The sequence below is a fragment of the Streptomyces sp. CB02959 genome (assembly GCF_002803155.1).
Lineage (GTDB): Bacteria > Actinomycetota > Actinomycetes > Streptomycetales > Streptomycetaceae > Streptomyces.
The window spans coordinates 44773-65878 of sequence record NZ_NNBP01000004.1; the positions used below are offsets into that span (position 1 = coordinate 44773).

Consider the following 21106-nt stretch of genomic DNA (forward strand, 5'->3'; position numbering starts at 1 on the left):
GATGCCCCACAGCGCATGTGAGCCGGGGGCCCTACGTGCGGTAGGCGGGGTGCCCGAAGCCCACGATCCGGCGGGCCGCGGCCGTCCGCGCAATTCACCAAAGCCGCTGATCAGCGGCCTGATGAAAGCTCAAGAAAAGCTCAGATCAATCCTGCGGTTCCGGTGCCACGCGGCCGGTTCCCCGGGGACGGGCTCACGCCGCCACGGGCCTCGTATTCGGCTGGCGCGAGGACGACCCAAGCGGACTGGACCCCAAGACTTCGGAGATCAGAAAGAGCCGCTTTCGAATGACTGGGAGAACCTATCCGTCGAGCGGCAGCAAATCGTAACCCGAAAGACACTTCGGATCGTTGTCATCCATCCAGCCAAGAGCCGTGGCGGACGGTTCAACCCAGAGCGGGTCAAGCCAGTCTTTCATTGCGTAAAAGAATAGGCCCTCTCCCCACAGAAGAGGGCCTATCTTTCATCACGCAGATGCACTTACACTGCCGATTCTATCGATAATTCCCACCTTTCCATCCGCGCGGGAGCAGTGCGCGCCGCAATACCATTTGCCTTCCACTTCCACGCCTTGGCCGATGATCTGCACCCGACAGTGCTCGCAGATCGGCGCCATGCGGTGGATCGCGCAGGCGAATGAGTCGAACGTGTGACGTGCACCGTCTCGGGTTTCGATGGTGAACGCCAGGTCATAGTCATTTCCGCATACTTCACAACGTCCCATGCGCATAATGCTTCCCTCTGACAAGTTGGCGGCGCCCTACCCACCAGGGGTTCTACCCGGTCAGCGTAGCGAGGCCATCTGCCACTACAGCTCCATCAACTCCAGGATCTCATCGACCTGCTCCCCGGTCAGGGTCGGAGCTTCCGAGATCCACTTCTCAAGCCACTCTTCCTTGGTCATACGCCCTCTGATTCTTGAAGCTTCCAGTTCGAGAACCGGACCCCGGGAACGCTCACCGATTTCGGCGCCCCCCGGGACGGGAACAAGGCAGAAGCGGTCATCGAATCTCGCGCGACCATCACCTGAGCCAAGCCTCGCCGGCGGCGGAGACTCCAGGCCGCGACGCAAGCCTCATAGCCACCAACACCCCGGCGCGGGCTCCTTCCGGTCGGGGCACCTCCGTAAGCCGCGAAAAACTTCCCTACGGTCCTTCTTTTCTATGACTCACATGAGAAAAGAAGGACCGTAGGGAAGTTTTTCTGCCCCAGGCGTGAGAGAGGCCGACTCACCGGCGAACAAGCTTGTCACGGCCCCCAGTTAATGCTTATGCAGGCGGGCCCGCGCCACGGACTCCAGCGTCCGACGTGGAGGCGTGAGCGCTCCTTCCGCACCGCTCCTCCCGCGCGCCCCGGTGTCTTCCGAGATGCCGCGCGGGAGTTGAGCACCTGCCCCCGTAGCTCAATGGGAGAGCGCCCGACCGACGGCCAGGAGGCCGCCGGTTCGATTCCGGCCGGGTCGCTTACAGCGTCTCCTATGCGGTCGGTAACTCCCGATCGTCGCTGTCGCTGCCGCAGGTCCATCCCTTGAGTGCGTTCACCATGGCGATCATGGACGCTCGCCTCTCTCCTGAGAGAAACAGCCAAGTCAGCGCGGCGGGCGCCATGAGGATGACCAAGAGGACTACTGGAATCAGGCGCATGGTGATAGCGACCGCATGCACGCAATGACTTCATGCCCCCGGGCCCGCGACTACGACCGCCAATGGCAGGAGGTCACCCGCGGAATGACCGGCGCGGAGGCCCGGAGGGCATGGCGTCGCCACGTCGAGGCGTCTAGTGGGCACTAGCCAGCCACATGAGCTGGCCGTTCACCCCTCATGCGTGCTCAGTCTTCATCACCCTGGCCCATCTCGTCGTCATCGTCGTCATCCGCAGGGGAGACGACCTGGTTGGAGTGGGTCGAGGGAGTCTTGTGCACAACGGCAGCCGCCGCACCTGCTCCGTGGAGTACGGCTGTCGCGACCAGGGCTGCGGCAGCAACTGCAGTGCGAATGCGCATGGAAATCTCCAAGGGTCGAAGTCGAACTACTTGCTGAGAAGGTCCCCTGGTGACTGTCCTTCGATCCGTTCACGTAAGGCAGTTAACCCGATCAGGCTCCGTTGCTTCACCTAACTGTCCGGCCTGGGTAGCTGGGGCCGCGCTGCGCATCAGATCCTCACAACACCGAGGAGAGGTTCCTGCATGGGGACCACCCCCACCACCTCCGAGCCGGCCGAAGTTCCCGTCGACAGCGAATCGGAGCCCGACCGACGCGATGAACGACCCAGAGGAGCAGGGCGACGGCCAGGGGCTGGACGCCGACGCGCTCCGCGCGGAGCGGAGGGCCGTACGGGCGGAGGCGGCGAAGTACCGCACCAGGGCACGGGAGACGGCAGAGGCCCTGAAGTCGGCCCGGACCTCGACCCCGACTCGGACGACGATCACTGCCCCTGGCATAAGGCGAAAACCTCCCGCATCGAGAACGCCAAGACCATGCCGTCCCAGGCCGAGATCACCGTCTGGTGCCGGGCCTGCAACGCTGCCGACCACGCCCAGGACCTCATCGCCGCGTCACGCTCGGCTGACTCGATGTACGTCGAATGGCGACATCGGCAACGCACCGGCCTGCGACGCGTCCAAGAAGCCGGCGTTCCCCTGTACCAGCGCACCGCCCGGTTCCGCATCCACTGTTCGCGACCCATGCCCGGACTCCTGCAAACAGAGGGCTACGCCAGAGCCCTACTCGCACACCATCGCGGACTTCCGGGGCCTACCCGACGACTCGGCACGCGCCGCAGCAGCCCGTGTTGACCGCTCGCACATCATCCGAGACGGACACCGCCGCGTCGCCCTCGACTCCCTCGGGTAACTCGCCGGCAACAGACTGCAACAGACTGGCCCACCTCACAACGCCCCGGTGCGCACTGCGCCCGCTCGGCGGGGCGGGTGGGCATCGTCGACCGGGTCTGACGCCGGTCGGGGCGGCGGTGTGCGGCCGTGCCCGGCGTCCCCGACTGCGCCTTCCCGCACCGCTGGGGGGACCCCGGGGCCGGGCGTCCGGGGACGCGGGGTACCGTCGCAGCCGTGTACCGCTTCCTGTTGACCCGGCAGTGGGTGATCCTCACCCTCGTGGGCCTCGCCCTGATCCCCATCATGATCAAGCTGGGGTTCTGGCAGTTCCACCGCCATCAGCACAAGGTGGCGCAGAACGCGCAGATCGCGCACAACCTGGCCGCCACCCCCGTCCCGGTGACCGATCTGGCCGCGGTCGGCCGGACGCTGCCGCACGGCGACATGTGGCGCCGGGTCACCGCCACCGGAAGCTACGACACCGCGCACGAGGTGGTCGTCCGCCAGCGCACCGCCGCCGACGAGCAGACCATCGGCTACTACGTCCTGACCCCGCTGATCCTCGGCAACGGCGACGCCGTCGTCGTCAACCGGGGCTGGATCCCGGCCGGCGACGACCTCACCAAGTTCCCGAAGATCCCGGCCGCCTCCAAGGGGACGGTCACGGTCACCGGCCGGCTGATGGCCGACGAGACCACCGCGGAGAGCGGGATCAAGGACACCAAGGGCCTGCCGCCCCGCCAGGTCATGCTGATCAACAGCAAGCAGCAGGCGAAGCGGGTGGGCCGGCCGACGCTCGGCGGCTACATCGAGATGACCGCTCCCAAGAGCGACAGCCCCGAGCAGGTGCCGGAACCGGACCACGACTCCATCGGGCCGCACATGGCGTACGCGATCCAGTGGTGGCTGTTCGCGGCGGCGGTGCCGGTCGGCTGGGTCGTCCTGGTGCGCCGGGAGCGCCGCGACCGACTGGCCGCCGCGGCCGGGGACGCCGGCTCCGGGGCGGCCGGTGACGGCCCCGAACCCTCCGGTGCCGAGCCCGCCGGCACCGAGGCCGCCGACGAGCAGCCCGTAGCCCGGACGGCCGTCGCCCCCGAGTAACGCACCCGCCGCGCGGGAATGGCCGCGGAGTGCATCCACGCATCGAGGACTACGCGCTCATCGGCGATCTGCAGACCGCCGCGCTCGTCGGCCGAGACGGCTCCATCGACTGGCTCTGCCTGCCCCGCTTCGACTCCCCCGCCTGCTTCGCGGCCCTCATCGGCGGTCGGGACAACGGCCACTGGGCGCTGGCCCCGCGGTCCGGCGAGGCCCGCGCCGCACGCGCGTACCGCGGGGACTCGCTGATCCTCGACACCGTCTGGGAGACCCCCGAGGGCAGCGTCCGGGTCACCGACTTCATGCCGCAGCGCGACCGCATGCCCGACGTCGTCCGGGTCGTCACGGGGCTGCGCGGCCGCGTCGAGATGCACAGCGCGCTGCGGCTGCGGTTCGACTACGGGCGGGTGGTGCCCTGGGTACGCGCCACCGAGGGCTGCCGGGTGGCGATCGCCGGCCCGGACTCGGTGTGGCTGCGCACCCCGTCCCGGGGCACCACCTACGGCAAGGACCTCAGCACCCGCACGGACTTCACCGTCGCGGCCGGCGAGCGCACCGCGTTCGTGCTCACCTGGCACCCCTCGCACGAGCCCCGGCCCGCCCGGATCGACCCGTTCCAGGCACTGGCGGACTCCACCGACGACTGGCACGCCTGGTCCGCCCGGTGCCGCTACGACGGTCCGTACCGCGCCGCGGTGATCCGCTCCCTGATCACCCTCAAGGCCCTCACCTACGCGCCCACCGGCGGGATCGTGGCGGCCCCCACCACCTCGCTGCCCGAGGAGCCGGGCGGGGTCCGCAACTGGGACTACCGCTACTGCTGGCTGCGCGACGCCAGTCTGACCCTGAACTCCCTGATCTCCGCCGGGTATCTGGACGAGGCCGGGGCCTGGCGGGACTGGCTGCTGCGCGCGGTCGCCGGCGTCCCCGACGACCTGCAGATCATGTACGGGCTGGGCGGGGAACGGCGGCTGCCGGAGGCCGAGGTGCCCTGGCTGTCCGGGTACGAGGGATCGGTGCCGGTGCGGATCGGCAACGCCGCCGTCGAACAGCGGCAGCTCGACGTCTACGGCGAGGTGATCGACTCGTTCCACGTCGCACGCACCGCGGGCATGCCGGCCGAAGCGCACGCGTGGGGCATCCAACGGGCGCTGGTGGACTACCTGGAGTCGACCTGGCGCGAACCCGACGAGGGCATCTGGGAGATCCGCGGCCCGCGCCGGCACTTCGTGCACTCCAAGGTGATGGCCTGGGTCGCGGCCGACCGCGCGGTGCAGCTGCTGGAGGGGCACCCGAAGCTCGGCGGGAACGTGGACCGCTGGCGGGCGATGCGCGACGAGGTGCACCGGGAGGTCTGCGCACGCGGCTACGACGCCGAGCGGGGCACCTTCACCCAGTCCTACGGCTCGACGGAACTGGACGCCGCGACGCTGCTCATCCCGCGGGTCGGCTTCCTCCCGGGCGACGACCCGCGGGTGGTCTCCACCGTCGACACCGTGCGCCGCGAGCTGTCGCGCGACGGTCTGGTACGCCGTTACAGCGCCGAGGGGCAGTCGGTGGACGGGCTGCCCGGCGGCGAGGGCACGTTCCTGGTCTGCTCGTTCTGGCTGGCGGACGCGCTGCTGCTGACCGGGCGCCGGGCGGAGTCGCGGAGGCTGTTCGAGCGGCTGCTGGCGCTGCGGAACGACGTGGGGCTGCTCTCCGAGGAGTACGACCCGGTCACCGGGCGCCAGTTGGGGAACTTCCCGCAGGCATTCAGCCACATCGGGCTGGTGGGCACCGCCTTCGCGTTGCACCACGGCCGAGGGGCAGACTAGGTCCATGGATCTTGGACTCACCGACCGGACATACCTCGTCACCGGCGCCACCCGCGGCCTGGGCTTCGCCACCGCCCGCGCACTGGTCGCCGACGGCGCCAATGTGGTGATCACCGGACGCACGGAGGAGGCCGCGGCCAAGGCGGCCGCCTCCCTGGGCGAGCGGGCCCTGGGCGTCGCCGCCGACAACACCGACCCGGAGGCCCCGGCCCGCCTGGTGGCGGCCGCCCGGGATCGCTTCGGCCGCTTCGACGGCATCCTCGTCAGCGTGGGCGGCCCGGCACCCGGCACCGCCGCCGACAACACCGACGCGCAGTGGCAGGCGGCCTTCGAGACGGTCTTCCTGGGCGCGGTGCGGTTCGCCCGCACCGCCGCCGCCGAACTGGGCGAGGGCGGCGCCATCGGCTTCGTCCTCTCCGGCTCCGTGTACGAGCCGATCGCCGGGCTCACCATCTCCAACGGACTCCGCCCGGGCCTCGCCGGCTTCGCCAAGTCCCTCGCCGACGAGGTCGGGCCGCGCGGCATCCGCGTCGTCGGCGTCCTGCCCGGCCGGATCGCCACCGACCGGATGAACCAGCTCGACGGGCTCTCCGGCGACCCCGAGGGCTCCCGGGCCCGCAACTGCGCCACCATCCCGCTGCGCCGCTACGGCGACCCCGAGGAGTTCGGCCGCACCGCCGCCTTCCTGCTGTCCCCCGCCGCGTCGTACCTGACGGGCGTGATGGTCCCGGTGGACGGCGGGGCCCGGCGCGGCTTCTGAGGACCGGGGGCGGCTTCCGGGACCCGGTGGGCAGCCACCGCGTCCCGGCCCGCCCTCCGTGCAAGCAGCGCGCGAGTGACGCCGGGACCTGGACGCCGGGACCTAGCTGACCCGTTCCGCCCGGTGGCGCAGCGCCCGCAGGCGGACCTCCACCGGCAGCCGGTCCAGGCCCGCCGAGGTGCGGGCGTGCGCCACCGCCCCGTCGGACAGCCGCCGCACCACGGTCCCGGGGTCGGCGTGCGGGGCGAGGACCACGAGGGCGCGCACCTGCGGGTCCGTGCGGCGGCCGGTCAGTGCGACGGCCGCCCGGTCGACGCCGTCCACCGCCACCGTCTCGGCCGCCAGTACGGCCTCCAGCGCCCGCCCGCGCACCACCGCGTCCGCCCCGTCGCCGGTGTCGACCAGCACCGCGCCGAGCCGGCGCCGCCGGAACTGGGCGAGCAGCCACCACAGCAGCAACAGCAGGAGCACGGCCAGCACGGCGATGACCACCGGCCACCACCAGCCGCGGTCGGTGAACCGGGTGCGCTGCCGCGCCGTGAGCAGGACGTCGTCCGGGCCGGTCCAGGGCCAGCCGGCGGGCAGGTCGAGGTGCCACCGGGCCGGCAGGTCCAGGCCGCCCAGCAGGACCAGCCCGCCGGTGCCGAACAGCAGCAGGCCGACCAGCCCGAGCAGCACCCGGTTGACCGTCGCGCGCACGGTGCGCATCGCGCGCTCACCTCCTCTTGGGGCGCTGGACGTCGACGGTCAGCCGCGGCCGGCGCGTCAGGTCCAGTTGCCGCAGACCGTCGTCGAGCACCGTGCCGAGGTCGCCGCGGACCTCGTCCAGCTCCCGGAAGTGCGCCACGGCCCGCGCCCGCGCCCGGCGCCGGCCGACGGTCACGTGCACCGACTGCACACCGGAGACCTCCATGGCCCGGTCCCGCAGCACCAGCGCGGCGGCCGGCCGGTCCAGCCCGGCCCGGACGCCGGGGGCGGTGCGCCGCATCGGCAGCACCGTCCGCAGGCCCGGGGTGGCGGCCAGCACGAGCAGCCAGAGCCCCAGGGCCGCCGCGGCCCCCGCGGCGCCCAAGACCCAGGGGTCGTCGAGGTGCCGGACGGCCAGTTCGTGCGCCAGCCGCCGGCGCCAGGCCATGGCGGCGCGGCCGGCCCGCACCGCGGCCACGTCGTAGAGCAGCAGACCCGTGGCGCCCACCAGCACCAGCGCGACCAGTGCGGCCGGCACCCGGCGGGCCGACCAGAAGCGCCCGGCCGGCCCGTCGTCGACCGGCCCGGGGTCCGCGGTGTCCGGTGCCGCCGCCGGCAACCCGCCCGCGGCGCCGGGCCGTTCACCGGACCGTTCACCGGACCGCTCGTCTGCCCCTTCGCGGGCCTCCGCTCCCTCCGCGCTCCCGGGCCCCGTCACCGCAACCGCTCCCGGTCGGCCAGCAGCGGCGAGTTCAGCCGCTCGACCTGCACCGCCACCTCGGCGACCGTCATGCCCGCCAACGTCCTTACGCGCTCCGCCACCTGACGGCGCACCAGGCCGCAGTGCGGGCCGATGGGGGCGGGGTAGGCCAGTTCCACGGCGATCCGCAGCCGGGCTTCGCCGAACGGCGGGTGGACGTCGCGACGGGTCACCGTCACCGTGGCGTGGGCGCCGGTGGGGTCGCCGGGGGACGCCTCGCGCAGCGCCTCCCGGGCCGCCCGCGCGGCGATCTTGGCGACCACCCGGTCGGCGACCCTGGTCGCGCCGCGCTCACCGGCCGGTACGTCGACGGCAGCGGCCGGCGGGGACACCGTCGCCATCCGGGTTCACCGCCGCCGATCGTCGCGGTCGCCGGTCCGGATACGGAAGAACTCCCCGGCCTCCAGGTCGCCCTCCAGGAACCTGCCGGCCACGAACCCGACGGCGCCCAGCGCCGCCACCAGGACGAAGGCCCCGAACCCGCCGAAGTACCCGGCGAAGCCCAGCGCCATCCCCGCCACGAGACCGATCACGGCCATGCTCATCGTGCGCTCCTTCGCTACCGCTCCGGCCGGGCCCGGTCACTGGAGCCGCGGCTCCGCTCCGCCGGCCCCGCCTTCCTCGTCTTCCTCGTCGGGCAGCTGCACGTCGCTCACCGCGATGTTGACCTCGACGACCTCCAGGCCGGTCATCCGCTCCACGGCGGCGATCACGTTCTCCCGGACGGCCCGGGCCACCTCCGCGATGGCGACCCCGTAGTCGACGACGATCTCCAGGTCCAGCGCGGTCTGCACCTCACCGACCTCGGCCTTCACCCCGCGCGTCGCGGTGGCCGACCGCCCGCCGCCGGGCACCCGGTCGCGCACCGCACCCAGCGTGCGGGCGAAGCCGCTGCCCATCGTGTGGACGCCCACCACGTCGCGGGCGGCGAGCCCGGCGATCTTCTCCACCACACCGTCGGCGATGGTCGTCCGGCCGCGGGTGGCGGGGTCGCCCCCGCCCCGTTTCACCGGCGGCTTCGTGGTGTCCGCGCCCTGCTGGCTCTCGGTCATCGCCGTGCGTCCCTTCTGCGCCGCGTCACGGACCCGCCGCCCGACGGCTCACGGACCTGCCGCGGCGACTGGCCTGGCGCGCATCAAGCGGCCTACGCCTTTGGCGCTATTCACGCCATTCGCGCCATTCATCCTGTTCCCCACAGTAGGGGCGGGCGGGCGGGCGCGCTCCGGGGATGCGGCAGCGGAGTGCCGCATCCGGCCGCGGCGGGCGGGCTGCGGCAGGCTGGGGAGGTGGTCCGGAAAGGGGTGACACGGTGGCCTCGAACGAGTTGGCACGCGCCGTACGGGAGCAGCTCGGCCTCGGCCGGGTCCTGCCGCTCGGCGGCTCGGCGGACGGCGCGTGGATCACCGAACGTGCGGCCCGCACCGCGCTCCTGCGGGCCCCCGGCACCCCGCCCGGCATCCGGCTGGGCACCCTGCGGCTCTCCCTCGCCGCCCCCGACGACGCCCCGGCGCCGACCGTACCGGCGCCGCCCAGCGCCCTGCCGCCGGGCCCGCTGCGCATCACCGCGGACTTCGCCGCACCGCCCGGCCGCCCCCTGCCGGCGCTCGCCGAACAGCTCCGGACGGCCCTGCTGGCCGCGGCGGAGGAGGGCCTGGGCCTGCGGGTGAGCGCCGTGGACCTCCGGGTCGGTGCGCTGCTGGACGACGCGGCCGAGCCGGCGGACACCGCGCCGGACGCGACGGGGGACGGTCCGCGGGCCGGGGCGGGCCCGGGCGGCGCCGAGGAACCGGAGGACCTCGCCGCCCGGGTGCTCGCCGTCCCCGGGGTGGCCGGGCTCGCCCCGGCGGGTCGCTCCCGCCCGGTGGCCCGCAGCGGCGACGGGGACCACGTACTGATCCAGGTGGCGACCGCCGCCGGCCACCGCCCGTTGGACGTGGCCCGCGCGGTCCGCCGGGCGGTCACCGGTCGGCCGCCGGCGCCGGCCTCGGCCGCGGTACTGGTCACGGCGGTGGACGGCGCCTGACGGCGACGGATGCGCGCGGAGTGGACGGTCAGTCGCCGACCCCGGCCAGGTCCCGCAGCCGCCGCGCCTGGGCGGCGCGCTCGGCCCGGCGCTGCTCCTCGTAGGTGCGCCCCGCGGCGCCGGCCAGCAGGGCCTTGGTCTCGATGACGGCGTCCCGGGGCGCGGCGGTGAGCGCGGCGGCCAGGTCGGCCACCGCGGCGTCGAGTTCGTCACCGGGCACGACGAGGTTGGCGAGGCCGATCCGCCCGGCCTCTTCGGCATGCACGAAGCGTCCGGTGGCGCAGATCTCCAGCGCCCGGGCGTAGCCGACCAGGCCGACCAGGGGATGCGTGCCGGTCAGGTCGGGAACCAGGCCCAGGCTGGTCTCGCGCATGGCGAACTGCACGTCCTCGGCGGCGACCCGCAGGTCGCAGGCGAGGGCCAACTGGAAGCCAGCGCCGATGGCGTGGCCCTGGACCGCGGCGATCGACACCAGGTCGCTCCGCCGCCACCAGGTGAACGCGTCCTGGTACTCGGCGATCGTGGCGTCCAGCGCTTCGTCCGTACCGCGCGCCAAGTCGAGGAACGACGGTTCGCCGTCGAATCCTTCGGGCGTGAACGCCTGCCGGTCCAGCCCCGCGGAGAAGGACTTGCCCTCACCGCGCAGCACCACGATCCGTACGTTCCCCGGCAGCAGCGAGCCCGCCTCGACCAGCGCCCGCCACATGGCGGGGCTCTGGGCATTGCGCTTGGCCGCGTTGGCAAGGGTCACCGTGGCGATCGCGTCGTCCACGGTGAGCCGCACACCGTGCTTGTCGAGCAGAGTCATGAGGGCGCCTCCGAGTCAGCCACCGCACCTGCGTGCGTAAGTGACTGAACGGTAACCTCCCGGCCGAACCATCGGACGGCCGGGGGGTGACCGCCTGCACTCGGAGCCGCGGCCGTCAGACCGAGGCGGCCTTCTTGCCCCTCGTGGCTCCGCCGCGGCCTCGCAGGACCACACCGGATTCGCTGAGCATCCGGTGCACGAATCCATAGGAGCGGCCGGTTTCCTCGGCCAGCGCCCGGATGCTCGCTCCGGAGTCGTACTTCTTCTTCAGGTCTGCCGCGAGCTTCTCGCGCGCGGCGCCGGTAACCCGGCTGCCCTTCTTCAGAGTCTCGGCCACCCGTGCCTCCTCGTGGGAAGTGCGCTCTGGACTCTCATGATCACCCCTCCCCGGCTTCCTGGCCACCCATTCCGCAAGGTCTGTGGGACATCCTTTGCCGTCCCGCCGGCGCCCGGCGCGCTCGGAATTGCCGCTTCCGTCCGCTCCGCGGCCCCCGCGCGCACCCCGGCATGGGGGAAGTGCCAGGTCAGGTGGTGTGCCGCCGAAAAGGAAACGGCCGGGCCCAAGAGGCCCGGCCGGTCGCCGCAGGCTCGCCGGTGTACGAGCCGTTCTCACTCAGATGATGGATCACCCATGGGCCGAATGATCCAGCCGGCGTGATCCATCCGGCGGCACCGGTAGGGCGGTGATCAGGCCAGGGCGACCAGGTCCGCGTAGTCCTGGCCCCACAGGTCCTCGACACCGTCCGGCAGCAGGATGATCCGCTCCGGTGTCAGCGCGTCCACCGCGCCCTCGTCGTGCGTCACCAGGACGACCGCGCCGCTGAAGGTGCGCAGCGCGCCGAGGATCTCCTCGCGGCTGGCCGGGTCGAGGTTGTTGGTGGGCTCGTCGAGGAGGAGGACGTTGGCGGAGGAGACGACCAGGGTCGCCAGGGCGAGCCGGGTCTTCTCGCCGCCGGAGAGCACGCCGGCCGGCTTGTCGACGTCGTCGCCGGAGAACAGGAAGGAGCCGAGCACCTTGCGGACCTCGACGAGGTCCATGTCGGGCGCGGCGGAGCGCATGTTCTCCAGGACCGTGCGGTCCGGGTCCAGGGTCTCGTGCTCCTGGGCGTAGTAGCCGAGCTTGAGGCCGTGGCCGGGGCGGACCTCGCCGGTGTCGGGCGTCTCCACGCCCGCCAGCATCCGCAGCAGGGTGGTCTTGCCGGCGCCGTTGAGGCCCAGGATGACGACCCGGGAGCCCTTGTCGATGGCCAGGTCGACGTCGGTGAAGATCTCCAGGGAGCCGTAGGACTTGGAGAGGCCCTCGGCGGTGAGCGGGGTCTTGCCGCACGGCGCGGGGTCCGGGAAGCGCAGCTTGGCGACCTTGTCGGAGGCGCGCACCGCCTCCAGGCCGGCGAGCAGCTTGTCGGCGCGCTTGGCCATGTTCTGGGCGGCGACGGTCTTGGTGGCCTTGGCCCGCATCTTGTCGGCCTGGGAGTTGAGCGCCGCGGCCTTCTTCTCGGCGTTGGCGCGCTCGCGCTTGCGGCGCTTCTCGTCGGCCTCGCGCTGCTGCTGGTAGAGCTTCCAGCCCATGTTGTAGACGTCGATCTGCGAGCGGTTGGCGTCCAGGTAGAACACCTTGTTCACGACGGTCTCGACCAGGTCGACGTCGTGCGAGATGACGATGAAGCCGCCGCGGTAGGTCTTGAGGTAGTCGCGCAGCCACGCGATGGAGTCGGCGTCGAGGTGGTTGGTCGGCTCGTCGAGCAGCAGGATGTCGGAGTCCGAGAAGAGGATCCGGGCCAGCTCGACGCGGCGCCGCTGACCACCGGAGAGGGTGTGCAGGGGCTGGCCGAGGATGCGGTCGGGCAGGCCCAGGCTGGCGGCGATGGTCGCGGCCTCGGCCTCGGCGGCGTACCCGCCCTTGGTGAGGAACTCGGTCTCCAGCCGCTCGTACTTCTTCATGGCCTTCTCGCGGGTGGCGCCCTGGCCGTTCGCCATCCGGTCCTCGTTCTCCCGCATCTTGCGCAGGACGGTGTCCAGGCCGCGGGCGGAGAGGATGCGGTCGCGGGCCAGGATGTCCAGGTCGCCGGTGCGCGGGTCCTGCGGGAGGTAGCCGACCTCGCCGGAGCGGGTGACCGAGCCGCTGGCCGGCATGCCCTGGCCGGCCAGGACCTTGGTGAGGGTGGTCTTGCCGGCGCCGTTGCGGCCGACCAGGCCGATGCGGTCGCCCCTGGCGATGCGGAAGGAAGCGGATTCGATGAGGACGCGGGCGCCGGCGCGCAGCTCAAGGCCGGAAGCGGTGATCACGGGAAAACTCCAGGGCAGGAAGACGGCGGGTTGGACGGACGGTCCGAGAGCGGTCTACGCCGTCTAATGAACCCAAAGGAGGACTGCCATGGAGGCAGTCTAACGGGCCGGTGCAAGTCGTTTCCCGGCGTCGCCGGACCCCGCCGCGCGACTGTGAGCCAGGACACAGGGCCGCGGACGGCGCGTGACCGCCCGGTGACGCGCGGGGCGTTTCCCCGTGCCGAACTCACAACTCACCGGCGGGGAAGGGAGGATGACGCCCGGTTCGAGGGGCGCGGCGGCCCGTTCCGCGGAGCGACAGGGGCGCCGAGGGCGGCGTCCGGAGCGTCGGCGCCTGCCGGCCGGGCGGGACGGGGTCGTGACCCGTCGGCGCCCGGCCGGGGCGTCCGGGCGGTTACGCGCCGCCGGTGTGCACCTGGAAGGCCGCCCGGCGGACGGCCTTGGCGAGCGCCGGGTCGGGGTGGGCGGCGGCCAGCGCCACCAGCACCTGGACGGTGCGCGGGTGGCCGACCGCGCGGACCTCCTCCAGCAGCCGCGGCACCGAGCCCTGGACGGCCGAGTCCAGGTGCCGGACCAGCAGTTGGGTCTCGCCGTGGTCGGCGACGGCCGCCGCGGTGTCCACCCACAGCCAGGTCGACTCCTCGCGGGTGAGGACGTCGGGCGCGGTCTCCGGGTCGCCGCCCTCGTGCTCGAAGAGCCACAGCAGGGCGTAGGGCCGCAGTACCGGCTCCTCGGCGACGGCGCGGACGGCGGGTTCGGCGGGGGCGCCGACCGCGCGCAGCGCCTCGAAGGCCAGCCCGCGCAGCAGTGCGTCCTCGCCGCGGGCGGCGGCCAGGAGTTCCTCGACGGCGGCGCCGACGGAGCGGGCGGCGAGCCAGGCGCGGTACTCGGCGCGGGCCGGGCCCGGGGTCAGCCGGGCGCAGCCGCGCAGCATCGCCTCCGCGGACTGCTCGATGTGGCCGGCCGGGCTCTGCGCGGCGACGCAGATCTGCTCCAGCTTGACCCACACCGACCAGTTGCCGAGCGGCGTCAGCTGGGCCTCCTGGCCGTAGTGGCGGCCCTCGTCGGCGTCTTGGGGGGCGCCGTCCGGCGGCATCAGCGCGCCGACCGCGAGCAGCGCGTCCAGCGCCCAACGCAGGAGGGCGGCGAGCGGCGCCCCCGCGGCGTCGCTCACCGTCCCCCCGGCGTCGGTGCCGTCCGCGGCCGGGTCCGCCTCGTAGGGGACCTCGCAGCGTTCGGTACGCAGTTCGGCGACGCGCTGGTCGAGCATGTCGAGCAGCACCGGCAGCCGCACCGGCCCGGCGGACAGGTGCAGCAGGGACAGCAGCTGCGGGACGGCCTCGACGACCTCGGCCACGGCGGCGGGGCCCGCCTCGGCCGGGGTCGGCAGGGCCAGCGACCAGGCGTCGAAGAGCGCGACCCAGCCGCGCAGCGCGGCGGTGTCGTCGCGGTCCCAGGCGCGCAGTCGCCAGCCGGGGCGGGCCAGGCCGTCGTGGAGTTCGACCAGTCCGGCGAGCCGGGCCCGGTCCCAGTCGGCGCGGACCTGGCGGGGGGACAGGCCCAGGGCGTCCGCGGCGACGGCGACGGCGTCCTCCGGGAGCGATCCGTCCGGACCGGCCCGGAGGCTGCCCGCGCGGTCGGCCCAGCGTGCGAGCCGGGCCGGGCCGGCCAGTACGGCACGGGCCTGGCGGGCCAGTTCCGCGGGCGACGGGGTGCCCTCGGGGGGCCTGGGCGCCGGGCGGGTGGCCCGGGTGCTCACCGCCCGGCGGGCGGCCGCAATCGGTTGTCGGGGGACGAGTCGGAGCCGGGAGTCGCGCGGAGTACGGGACGTCACAGGAGCAGTCTTGCCGCTGACGGCCCGAAAGCCCAATCGGAACCCGGTTTGCGGCTCTTCAGGCCCGCGTCACCGCACCGTCCCACCCCTGATGGGGGCAGTTGTCCCCCCGTACACCTGCGGGCCGGGCCGGGGTCCTTCGGGGGCGGTGGCGGCCGGCGGCCGGCGGCGTCACATGAGCGGGGTGAGGAAGCGGCGCAGGGTCTCCTCGTAGCGGTCCGGTGCGGCGTTCCACATCGCGGCGTGCGGGGCGTGCGGGACGGGCTGAAGGGTGATCAGCTCCGGGCGGCGGGCGGCGAAGCGGCGGGAGGCGTCCCAGGGGGCGAGGGTGTCCTCGGGGCCGTGGAAGAGGAGGACGGGCGCGTCGAGTTCGTCGGGGTCGACGGCGTCGGCGGGGCGGTCGACGGGCAGCCCGGTGTGGCCCTCCGCGGCGCGGACGGCCAGCGGCAGCAGGGCGCGCGGGATGTGGCGGGCGGTGGCCAGGGCGCGGACGGTGGCGTGCCGGTCGAGGACCGGGGAGTCCAGGACGAGGCCGGAGACCCGGTGGCGCAGCCCGGAGTTGACGGCGGCGCGCAGCGCCATGGTGGCGCCGGTGGACCAGCCGTAGAGGACGACCGCACGGGCGCCGTAGCCGACGGCGTAGCGGATGGCGGCGTCCAGGTCGCGCCACTCGGTGTCGCCGAGGTGGTGGATGCCGTCGGCGGTGCGCGGGGCGCCGGCGTCGTTGCGGTAGGCGAGGGAGAGGACGGGGAAGTCGTGGCGCCGCAGGAACGGCAGCACCACCATGGGGTGTTCGCGGGTGGTGCCGATGCCGTGGACGGTGATGACCCAGGTGTCGCGGGCGCCGGGCACGAACCACGCGGGCAGGGCGCCGAGTTCGCCGGGGATGTCGACGTCGGCGCAGGTGATGCCGAGGGTGTCGTGGGGGTTGCCGATGTGCACCTGCGGGGTCAGCCGCATCCGGGCGCCGGGCCGCAGGGTGCCGTGGGTGACCCGCTCCAGCCGGCGCACCACGGCGTCGGCGGGGTGCGGGGTGCCGTGGACGACGGGGCCGACCACCGCGTGGCAGCCGGCGCCGGAAAGTCCGTAGGTGCCGGGCCTGAGGGAGGCCAGGCTCCGGGTGAGGACGATGTGGTCGCCGACGGCGGAGTGGACGGTGAGCCGTGAATCGCCGGGGAAGGGATGGCCGGGCGACGGTTTCAGGGCAACGTCGCCGGCGTACCTCCCGGCGGCCACGGCGGCCACCGCGGCACCGATCACAGTGGTGGCGGTCACCGCCGCCACGGTCCCCAGTCGCATCTCTCCAGTGTGCGCAGCGTCGCCGGTCCCGGCCACCGGGCGCCCGGTGCCGGCGGCCGGACCAGCGGTGTCGTGCGGTGCGGGGTGCGGTGCGGGGTCCCGCGAAGGGCTATGCGGGGCCGTCGGCGCGCTGGCCGTAGCCGCGCAGCCGGTCGCCCGCCGCGTCGAGCTGGGCGGGCGACAGCAGGCTGGGGGTGTGGCCGGGCACGGTGGCGGCGATGAGCCAGACCCGGCACATCCACTCCAGTTGGGCGGTGCGGTCCAGTGCCTGGGCGAGGTCGGTGCCGTACGCGATGGTGCCGTGGTTCTGGAGGAGTGCGGCGGTGCGGTCGCGGAGCGCGTCGAGCATGTGGGCGGCGAGTTCGTCGCTGCCGTAGAGGGCGTAGGGGGCGACGCGGACGGGGCCGCCGAGCGCGGCGGCCATGTAGTGGATGGGCGGGAGTTCGGTGACGAGGGTGGAGACCGCGGTGGCGTGCGGGGCGTGGGTGTGCACGATCGCGGTGGCGTTGGTGTTGCGGTAGACGGCCAGGTGGAGCGGGAGTTCGCTGGTCGGGCGGAGTCTGCCGATGACGGCGCGGCCTTCGAGGTCGACGCCGGTGAGGTCGGAGGGGCCGAGCCGGTCGTAGGGGACGCCGCTGGGCGTGACGAGGATCAGGTCCCTGACGCGGACCGAGACGTTGCCCGAGGTGCCGACGACGAGGCCGTCGGCGGCGGTCCGGCGGGCGGTGGCGACGAGTTCGCTCCAGGCGTCGGCGAGGTGGTCGGGGTGGTCCTTCATGCTGTCCTCCGGTGCGACGCTGCGGGACGTGCGGAAACACACGAGGGCGCTGCACGACACCGTACGAGCAGGCCGGGGCACTGTACGCCAAGGTGCCAACTGTCCGTTATCCGCCATATGGGGGTAACTGGCCATCTCAGGGCGATTGGCCGGAGATCATCCACCTTGCGTCGATCATCCACTAACGTCGAGTGAACTACACCCCTTCACATGTCATCACCCAGGGGGACCCATGACTTGTGACCGCTCCACGCCCCGGGCCAGGCTGGCGACCGCGATAGCGGTGGCGTCACTGGCCGGCACCGCACTCGCCGAACACCCCTCCCTGGCCGTCGCGGACAGCCGGCCCCTCGGGCACGACGTCTCGTCGTACCAGAAGCAGATCGACTGGCGGGCGGCCCGCGCCAAGGGCGCGCGATTCGTCTACGTCAAGGCCACCGAGTCGGCCGGCTACCGCAATCCGTACTTCTCCGCGCAGTACAACGGCTCCCGCGCGGCCGGACTGCTGCACGGCGCCTACCACTTCGCCGTGCCCAGCGCGTCGTCGGGCACCCGGCAGGCCCGGTACTTCCTCCAGCACGGCGGCCACTGGAAGGCGGACGGCTGGACGCTGCCGCCCGCCCTCGACATCGAGCACAACCCGTACGACGCCCGGCAGCCGTGCTTCGGGCTGGGGCGGACGGCGCTGGTCCGCTGGATACGGGCGTTCAGCGACGAGGTGCGGCGCAGCACCGGCCGGCGGCCGGTGATCTACACCACCGCCCGCTGGTGGGACCGCTGCACGGGCGGCAGCCGGGCCTTCGGCGCGAACCATCCGCTGTGGCTGGCGGACTACTCGGGCACGGCGCAGACGCCCGCCGGCTGGTCGTACCCGACCATCCGGCAGTACGCCTCGCACGGGCCGCTGCCCGGTGATCAGGACCGCTGGAACGGGACCCTGGCCCAGCTCAGGAAATTTGCCGACGGGTGAGACGCAAGTGGCAGTAGGGGCGCCTCCGCGTGAACACTGCGGGGGTGTCACCGCGGCGCCCGGCCGAGTTCACTTTCCGTTCACCCGCCGTCCGTACGGTCCCGACGACACTGACCTTCGACACGGATTGCCTGGGTGAATGGAACACATCACGCTTCTCATCGGGATCGTGATCGTCACGGCCTTGGTGTTCGACTTTACGAACGGCTTCCACGACACGGCCAACGCAATGGCCACCACCATCTCCACCGGCGCCTTGCGACCCAAGGTCGCGGTGGCGATGTCGGCGGGACTCAATCTCGTCGGGGCGTTCCTCTCCGTGGAGGTGGCCAAGACCATCTCCGGCGGCATCATCGACGAGAGTGCCGGCATCAGACCTGAAGTGATCTTCGCCGGCCTGGTCGGCGCCATCATCTGGAACCTCCTGACCTGGCTCGCCGGCCTTCCCTCCAGCTCCTCCCACGCCCTCTTCGGCGGTCTGATCGGCGCGACGCTGGTGTCCGTCGGCACCGGCGGCGTGCACGGCCAGGCCGTCGTCATGAAGGTCCTGATCCCGGCGGTGGCCGCGCCGTTCGTCGCGGGACTCGCCGCGATGGCCGCGACCCGGCTCACCTACCGGCTGACCCGCGGCCGCGCCGAGGCCGACACCGCCAAGGGCTACCGCGCCGGACAGATCGCCTCGGCGGCCCTGGTCTCGCTGGCCCACGGCACCAACGACGCGCAGAAGACGATGGGGGTGATCACCCTCGCGCTGATCACCGGCGGGGTCATCGCCCCGCACTCCGACCCGCCGATGTGGGTGATCGCCTCCGCGGGCCTGGCCATCGCGCTCGGCACCTACCTGGGCGGCTGGCGGATCATCCGCACCATGGGCAAGGGCATCACCGACATCCAGCCGCCGCAGGGCTTCGCCGCCCAGACCGGCGCCGCGGCCACCATCCTGGCCTCCTCCCACCTCGGCTTCGCGCTCTCCACCACCCAGGTCTGCTCCGGCTCCGTGATGGGCTCCGGACTGGGCCGCAAGGGCGGCGTGGTGCGCTGGTCCACGGCCGGCCGGATGGTCGTGGCCTGGGGTCTGACCCTGCCGGCCGCCGGTCTGGTCTCCGCGGGAGCCGCGTTCCTCGCCGACCAGGGCACCTGGGGCGTGACCGCGGTCGCCGTCCTGGCACTGGCCGTCTGCGGCGGCATCTGGGCCGCCTCCCGGCGCAAGCCGGTGGACCACACCAACGTCAACGAGGGTCCGGCGGCGGAGCCGGCCGGTGTCGTCACCACGGCGCTGCAGACCGTCTCCCCTCCCCCGGCGGGCCCGCTCGCCCCGGCGACCGCCGAAGCCGCGGAAGCGGCTGCCGCTCCCACCCCGGCCGTCGCCCCCGCCCAACCCGCGTCGGTCACCTCCTGACGCCGGCCGATCCGACCTAAGGACTACGCAATGCACATCGACTGGGCAGCTCTCGGCCAGGTCTTCGGCGTCAGCCTCGTGGTGACGGTGGGAATCGTGGGCCTGTTCACCGTCGGGATCGTGGGGACCTCCCGCAAGCCGGCCGTGGACGGCGACGCGGCGGCCACGACGGCGCCGGGCGCGGGAGCGCGCGCCGGGGCGGTGCTGGCCTTCGCGCTCTGCGCGGCCGCGGTGGCGTACGGGATCTATCTGATCGTCGCCGCCTGAGACCGGCGCCGGCCCGGGCCGGCAGCGGACGGGGCGTCCGGCGGACGCGGCAGCAGCCGCGGCCCCGGGCGCCCCGTCCGCGTTCCCGGGGCCCCGCGTCCGTGCGCCGTCGGACGCCCTGTGGTGTGCGCCACAGGGCCGACAGCCGGGCTGCGTCGCAGGTCAAGGGCGAGTTGACGGACCCTCGCGGGCGTGGTGGACTGCCGGGGCCAATCGGCGACAGCAGAGGAAGTCCGGTGCGAATCCGGCGCGGTCCCGCCACTGTCACCGGGGAGTGCTCCTCCGACGAGGGCCACGGCCCGTACGCACCCCGTACGGGCGGGAAGGCCGGGGGAGGCACCGATCCGGGAGCCAGGAGACTCTGGTCGCCGTCACGTCGAGCCAGGGCGAGGACCCTGAGTGAGGACACACACCATGCCTGGCTGCCCGTCGAGAGCTCCACTGCCCGCTGCCGCAGGGCCCCTTCGAGGGCGGACGGCGGCCTGATCCGATGCGCGGCGAACACGCGGGATATGCGTGCGGCGCAGCCCTCGGCTTCCTCGGTGACCTGATCGCGGCGGATCCACGGCGCGGCCATCCGGTGGCCGCGTTCGGCCGGGCCGCCGCCGCCGTCGAACGCCGGCTGTGGCGCGACCACCGCGGCCACGGGGCGGCCCACACCGTGCTGTGCGCCGGCGGCGCGGCCGCCGGTGCCGCACTGCTGGAGCGCGCCGTACGGCACCGCCCGGCCGCCCGGACCGCGTTGACCGCGGCGGCGGTGTGGGCGGTGCTCGGCGGCACGTCGCTCGGCCGGGAGGCGCGGGCCGTCGGCGGCGCGCTGGCGGCGGGCAACCTGGACGCGGCCCGGGCGCGGCTGCCGCACCTGTGCGGGCGCGACCCGCAGGCCCTGGACGGGCCGCAGATGGCCCGTGCGGTGGTCGAGTCGGTCGCCGAGAACACCTCGGACGCGGTGGTCGGCGCGCTGGTGTGGGGCGCCGTCGGCGGGGTGCCCGGTCTGGTGGCGTTCCGGGCGGTGAACACCCTCGACGCGATGGTGGGTCACAAGTCGCCGCGCTACCGGCGGTTCGGCTGGGCCGCGGCCCGCCTCGACGACGTCGCCGGCTGGCCCGGCTCCCGGCTGACCGCGGCACTGACGGTACTGGCGGGCCCGGACCGGCGCGGCGCGCTGCGGGCCTGGCGGGCGGACGGCGGGGCGCATCCGAGCCCCAACGCGGGCCCGGTGGAGGCGTCGTTCGCGGGCGCGCTGGGCATCAGGCTGGGCGGCACCCTGGCGTACGGCGGGCGGGTGGAGCACCGGCCCGTGCTCAACGGCGGCGCACGGCCGCCCGGGGTGTCCGACATCGAGCGGGCGGCGCGGCTGTCCCGGCAAGTGAGCCTGCTGGCGCTGGGCGCCACGGTGGCGGGCCGGTTTGCGGCGGGCGCGGTACGGCGCGGCATCAAGGGAAGGATGACCCGGTGAACGGGCGGAGGAAGGCGGCCGGCGGGGC

At 73.4% G+C, this 21106-nt stretch carries 20 protein-coding genes and 1 riboswitch; of the genes, 8 read left to right on the top strand and 12 right to left on the bottom strand.

Going from position 1 to position 21106, the window contains the following annotated elements; translation table 11 throughout:
* Window positions 1–466: 466 nt before the first annotated feature.
* Window positions 467–724: a hypothetical protein gene (locus CG747_RS49185; RefSeq protein WP_100601258.1), complete on the bottom strand. Its 258-nt coding sequence runs from the start codon at window positions 722–724 to the stop codon at window positions 467–469.
* Window positions 725–3067: 2343 nt separating this feature from the next.
* Between CG747_RS49185 and CG747_RS08170 the strand changes: the two genes are divergently transcribed.
* From CG747_RS08170 to CG747_RS08180, 3 genes are read left to right on the top strand one after another with little or no spacing between them, the layout of a single operon-like run.
* Window positions 3068–3934 carry an SURF1 family protein gene (locus CG747_RS08170; protein ID WP_100600974.1) on the top strand — a complete coding sequence of 289 codons (867 nt, stop codon included), beginning with the start codon at window positions 3068–3070 and terminating at the stop codon, window positions 3932–3934.
* 29 nt (window positions 3935–3963) lie between these two features.
* A complete protein-coding gene (locus tag CG747_RS08175; protein WP_100600975.1) occupies window positions 3964–5748 on the top strand; it encodes a glycoside hydrolase family 15 protein in 1785 nt (594 codons plus the stop codon).
* Window positions 5749–5752: 4 nt separating this feature from the next.
* On the top strand, window positions 5753–6508 hold the full coding sequence (locus tag CG747_RS08180) for an SDR family oxidoreductase (protein WP_100600976.1): 756 nt from the start codon (window positions 5753–5755) through the stop codon (window positions 6506–6508).
* Window positions 6509–6610: 102 nt separating this feature from the next.
* Here CG747_RS08180 and amaP read toward each other — a convergent pair whose 3' ends face one another.
* From amaP to CG747_RS08205, 5 genes are read right to left on the bottom strand one after another with little or no spacing between them, the layout of a single operon-like run.
* On the bottom strand, window positions 6611–7216 hold the full coding sequence (gene amaP / locus CG747_RS08185; protein ID WP_180985439.1) for an alkaline shock response membrane anchor protein AmaP: 606 nt from the start codon (window positions 7214–7216) through the stop codon (window positions 6611–6613).
* Between the two features lie 7 nt (window positions 7217–7223).
* The gene (locus CG747_RS08190; protein ID WP_100600977.1) at window positions 7224–7913 is read right to left on the bottom strand and encodes a DUF6286 domain-containing protein; all 690 of its coding nucleotides are present in this window, start codon (window positions 7911–7913) and stop codon (window positions 7224–7226) included.
* Entirely contained in the window at window positions 7910–8296 is a 387-nt protein-coding gene (locus CG747_RS08195) for a hypothetical protein (protein ID WP_100600978.1), read from the bottom strand. The genes CG747_RS08190 and CG747_RS08195 overlap by 4 nt, the downstream gene beginning before the upstream one ends.
* A 6-nt stretch (window positions 8297–8302) precedes the next feature.
* Complete coding sequence (locus CG747_RS08200; protein WP_100600979.1) at window positions 8303–8500, bottom strand: hypothetical protein; 198 nt, start codon at window positions 8498–8500, stop codon at window positions 8303–8305.
* 36 nt (window positions 8501–8536) lie between these two features.
* Entirely contained in the window at window positions 8537–9007 is a 471-nt protein-coding gene (locus tag CG747_RS08205) for an Asp23/Gls24 family envelope stress response protein (protein ID WP_100600980.1), read from the bottom strand.
* 257 nt (window positions 9008–9264) lie between these two features.
* Here CG747_RS08205 and CG747_RS08210 point away from each other — a divergent pair, with 257 nt between their 5' ends.
* Window positions 9265–9978, top strand: coding sequence for a hypothetical protein (locus tag CG747_RS08210; protein WP_100600981.1), 714 nt, complete (start codon window positions 9265–9267; stop codon window positions 9976–9978).
* Window positions 9979–10006: 28 nt separating this feature from the next.
* Here CG747_RS08210 and CG747_RS08215 read toward each other — a convergent pair whose 3' ends face one another.
* From CG747_RS08215 to CG747_RS08240, 6 genes are all read right to left on the bottom strand, one after another.
* On the bottom strand, window positions 10007–10786 hold the full coding sequence (locus CG747_RS08215; protein WP_100600982.1) for an enoyl-CoA hydratase/isomerase family protein: 780 nt from the start codon (window positions 10784–10786) through the stop codon (window positions 10007–10009).
* Window positions 10787–10901: 115 nt separating this feature from the next.
* Window positions 10902–11123: a helix-turn-helix domain-containing protein gene (locus tag CG747_RS08220; protein WP_016573902.1), complete on the bottom strand. Its 222-nt coding sequence runs from the start codon at window positions 11121–11123 to the stop codon at window positions 10902–10904.
* 350 nt (window positions 11124–11473) lie between these two features.
* A complete protein-coding gene (locus CG747_RS08225; RefSeq protein WP_100600983.1) occupies window positions 11474–13072 on the bottom strand; it encodes an ABC-F family ATP-binding cassette domain-containing protein in 1599 nt (532 codons plus the stop codon).
* Between the two features lie 394 nt (window positions 13073–13466).
* Complete coding sequence (locus CG747_RS08230; protein ID WP_100600984.1) at window positions 13467–14906, bottom strand: hypothetical protein; 1440 nt, start codon at window positions 14904–14906, stop codon at window positions 13467–13469.
* Between the two features lie 171 nt (window positions 14907–15077).
* Window positions 15078–16205, bottom strand: coding sequence for an alpha/beta hydrolase (locus CG747_RS08235; protein WP_100600985.1), 1128 nt, complete (start codon window positions 16203–16205; stop codon window positions 15078–15080).
* 109 nt (window positions 16206–16314) lie between these two features.
* Window positions 16315–16983: a class II aldolase/adducin family protein gene (locus tag CG747_RS08240; protein ID WP_100600986.1), complete on the bottom strand. Its 669-nt coding sequence runs from the start codon at window positions 16981–16983 to the stop codon at window positions 16315–16317.
* Between the two features lie 232 nt (window positions 16984–17215).
* Here CG747_RS08240 and CG747_RS08245 point away from each other — a divergent pair, with 232 nt between their 5' ends.
* The 4 genes from CG747_RS08245 (at window position 17216) to CG747_RS08260 (ending at window position 21078) form a co-directional block, all read left to right on the top strand.
* Window positions 17216–17953, top strand: coding sequence for a GH25 family lysozyme (locus tag CG747_RS08245; protein WP_180985440.1), 738 nt, complete (start codon window positions 17216–17218; stop codon window positions 17951–17953).
* A 139-nt stretch (window positions 17954–18092) separates the two neighbouring features.
* Complete coding sequence (locus CG747_RS08250) at window positions 18093–19352, top strand: inorganic phosphate transporter (protein ID WP_100600988.1); 1260 nt, start codon at window positions 18093–18095, stop codon at window positions 19350–19352.
* Window positions 19353–19382: 30 nt separating this feature from the next.
* On the top strand, window positions 19383–19619 hold the full coding sequence (locus tag CG747_RS08255) for a hypothetical protein (RefSeq protein ID WP_100600989.1): 237 nt from the start codon (window positions 19383–19385) through the stop codon (window positions 19617–19619).
* A gap of 224 nt (window positions 19620–19843) precedes the next feature.
* A riboswitch (cobalamin riboswitch) is annotated at window positions 19844–19981 on the top strand.
* A gap of 128 nt (window positions 19982–20109) precedes the next feature.
* Entirely contained in the window at window positions 20110–21078 is a 969-nt protein-coding gene (locus CG747_RS08260) for a cobalamin biosynthesis protein (protein ID WP_100600990.1), read from the top strand.
* Window positions 21079–21106 lie beyond the last annotated feature (28 nt).

Excerpts from the sequence above, each read along its gene's own strand:
- CG747_RS49185 (WP_100601258.1), bottom strand. The coding sequence starts at position 724 with ATGGGACGTTGTGAAGTATGCGGAAATGACTATGACCTGGCGTTCACC.
- CG747_RS08180 (WP_100600976.1), top strand. The coding sequence starts at position 5,753 with ATGGATCTTGGACTCACCGACCGGACATACCTCGTCACCGGCGCCACC.
- amaP (WP_180985439.1), bottom strand. The coding sequence starts at position 7,216 with ATGCGCACCGTGCGCGCGACGGTCAACCGGGTGCTGCTCGGGCTGGTC.
- CG747_RS08195 (WP_100600978.1), bottom strand. The coding sequence starts at position 8,296 with ATGGCGACGGTGTCCCCGCCGGCCGCTGCCGTCGACGTACCGGCCGGT.
- CG747_RS08200 (WP_100600979.1), bottom strand. The coding sequence starts at position 8,500 with ATGAGCATGGCCGTGATCGGTCTCGTGGCGGGGATGGCGCTGGGCTTC.
- CG747_RS08205 (WP_100600980.1), bottom strand. The coding sequence starts at position 9,007 with ATGACCGAGAGCCAGCAGGGCGCGGACACCACGAAGCCGCCGGTGAAA.
- CG747_RS08215 (WP_100600982.1), bottom strand. The coding sequence starts at position 10,786 with ATGACTCTGCTCGACAAGCACGGTGTGCGGCTCACCGTGGACGACGCG.
- CG747_RS08235 (WP_100600985.1), bottom strand. The coding sequence starts at position 16,205 with ATGCGACTGGGGACCGTGGCGGCGGTGACCGCCACCACTGTGATCGGT.
- CG747_RS08240 (WP_100600986.1), bottom strand. The coding sequence starts at position 16,983 with ATGAAGGACCACCCCGACCACCTCGCCGACGCCTGGAGCGAACTCGTC.
- CG747_RS08245 (WP_180985440.1), top strand. The coding sequence starts at position 17,216 with ATGACTTGTGACCGCTCCACGCCCCGGGCCAGGCTGGCGACCGCGATA.
- CG747_RS08250 (WP_100600988.1), top strand. The coding sequence starts at position 18,093 with ATGGAACACATCACGCTTCTCATCGGGATCGTGATCGTCACGGCCTTG.
- CG747_RS08255 (WP_100600989.1), top strand. The coding sequence starts at position 19,383 with ATGCACATCGACTGGGCAGCTCTCGGCCAGGTCTTCGGCGTCAGCCTC.
- CG747_RS08260 (WP_100600990.1), top strand. The coding sequence starts at position 20,110 with ATGCGCGGCGAACACGCGGGATATGCGTGCGGCGCAGCCCTCGGCTTC.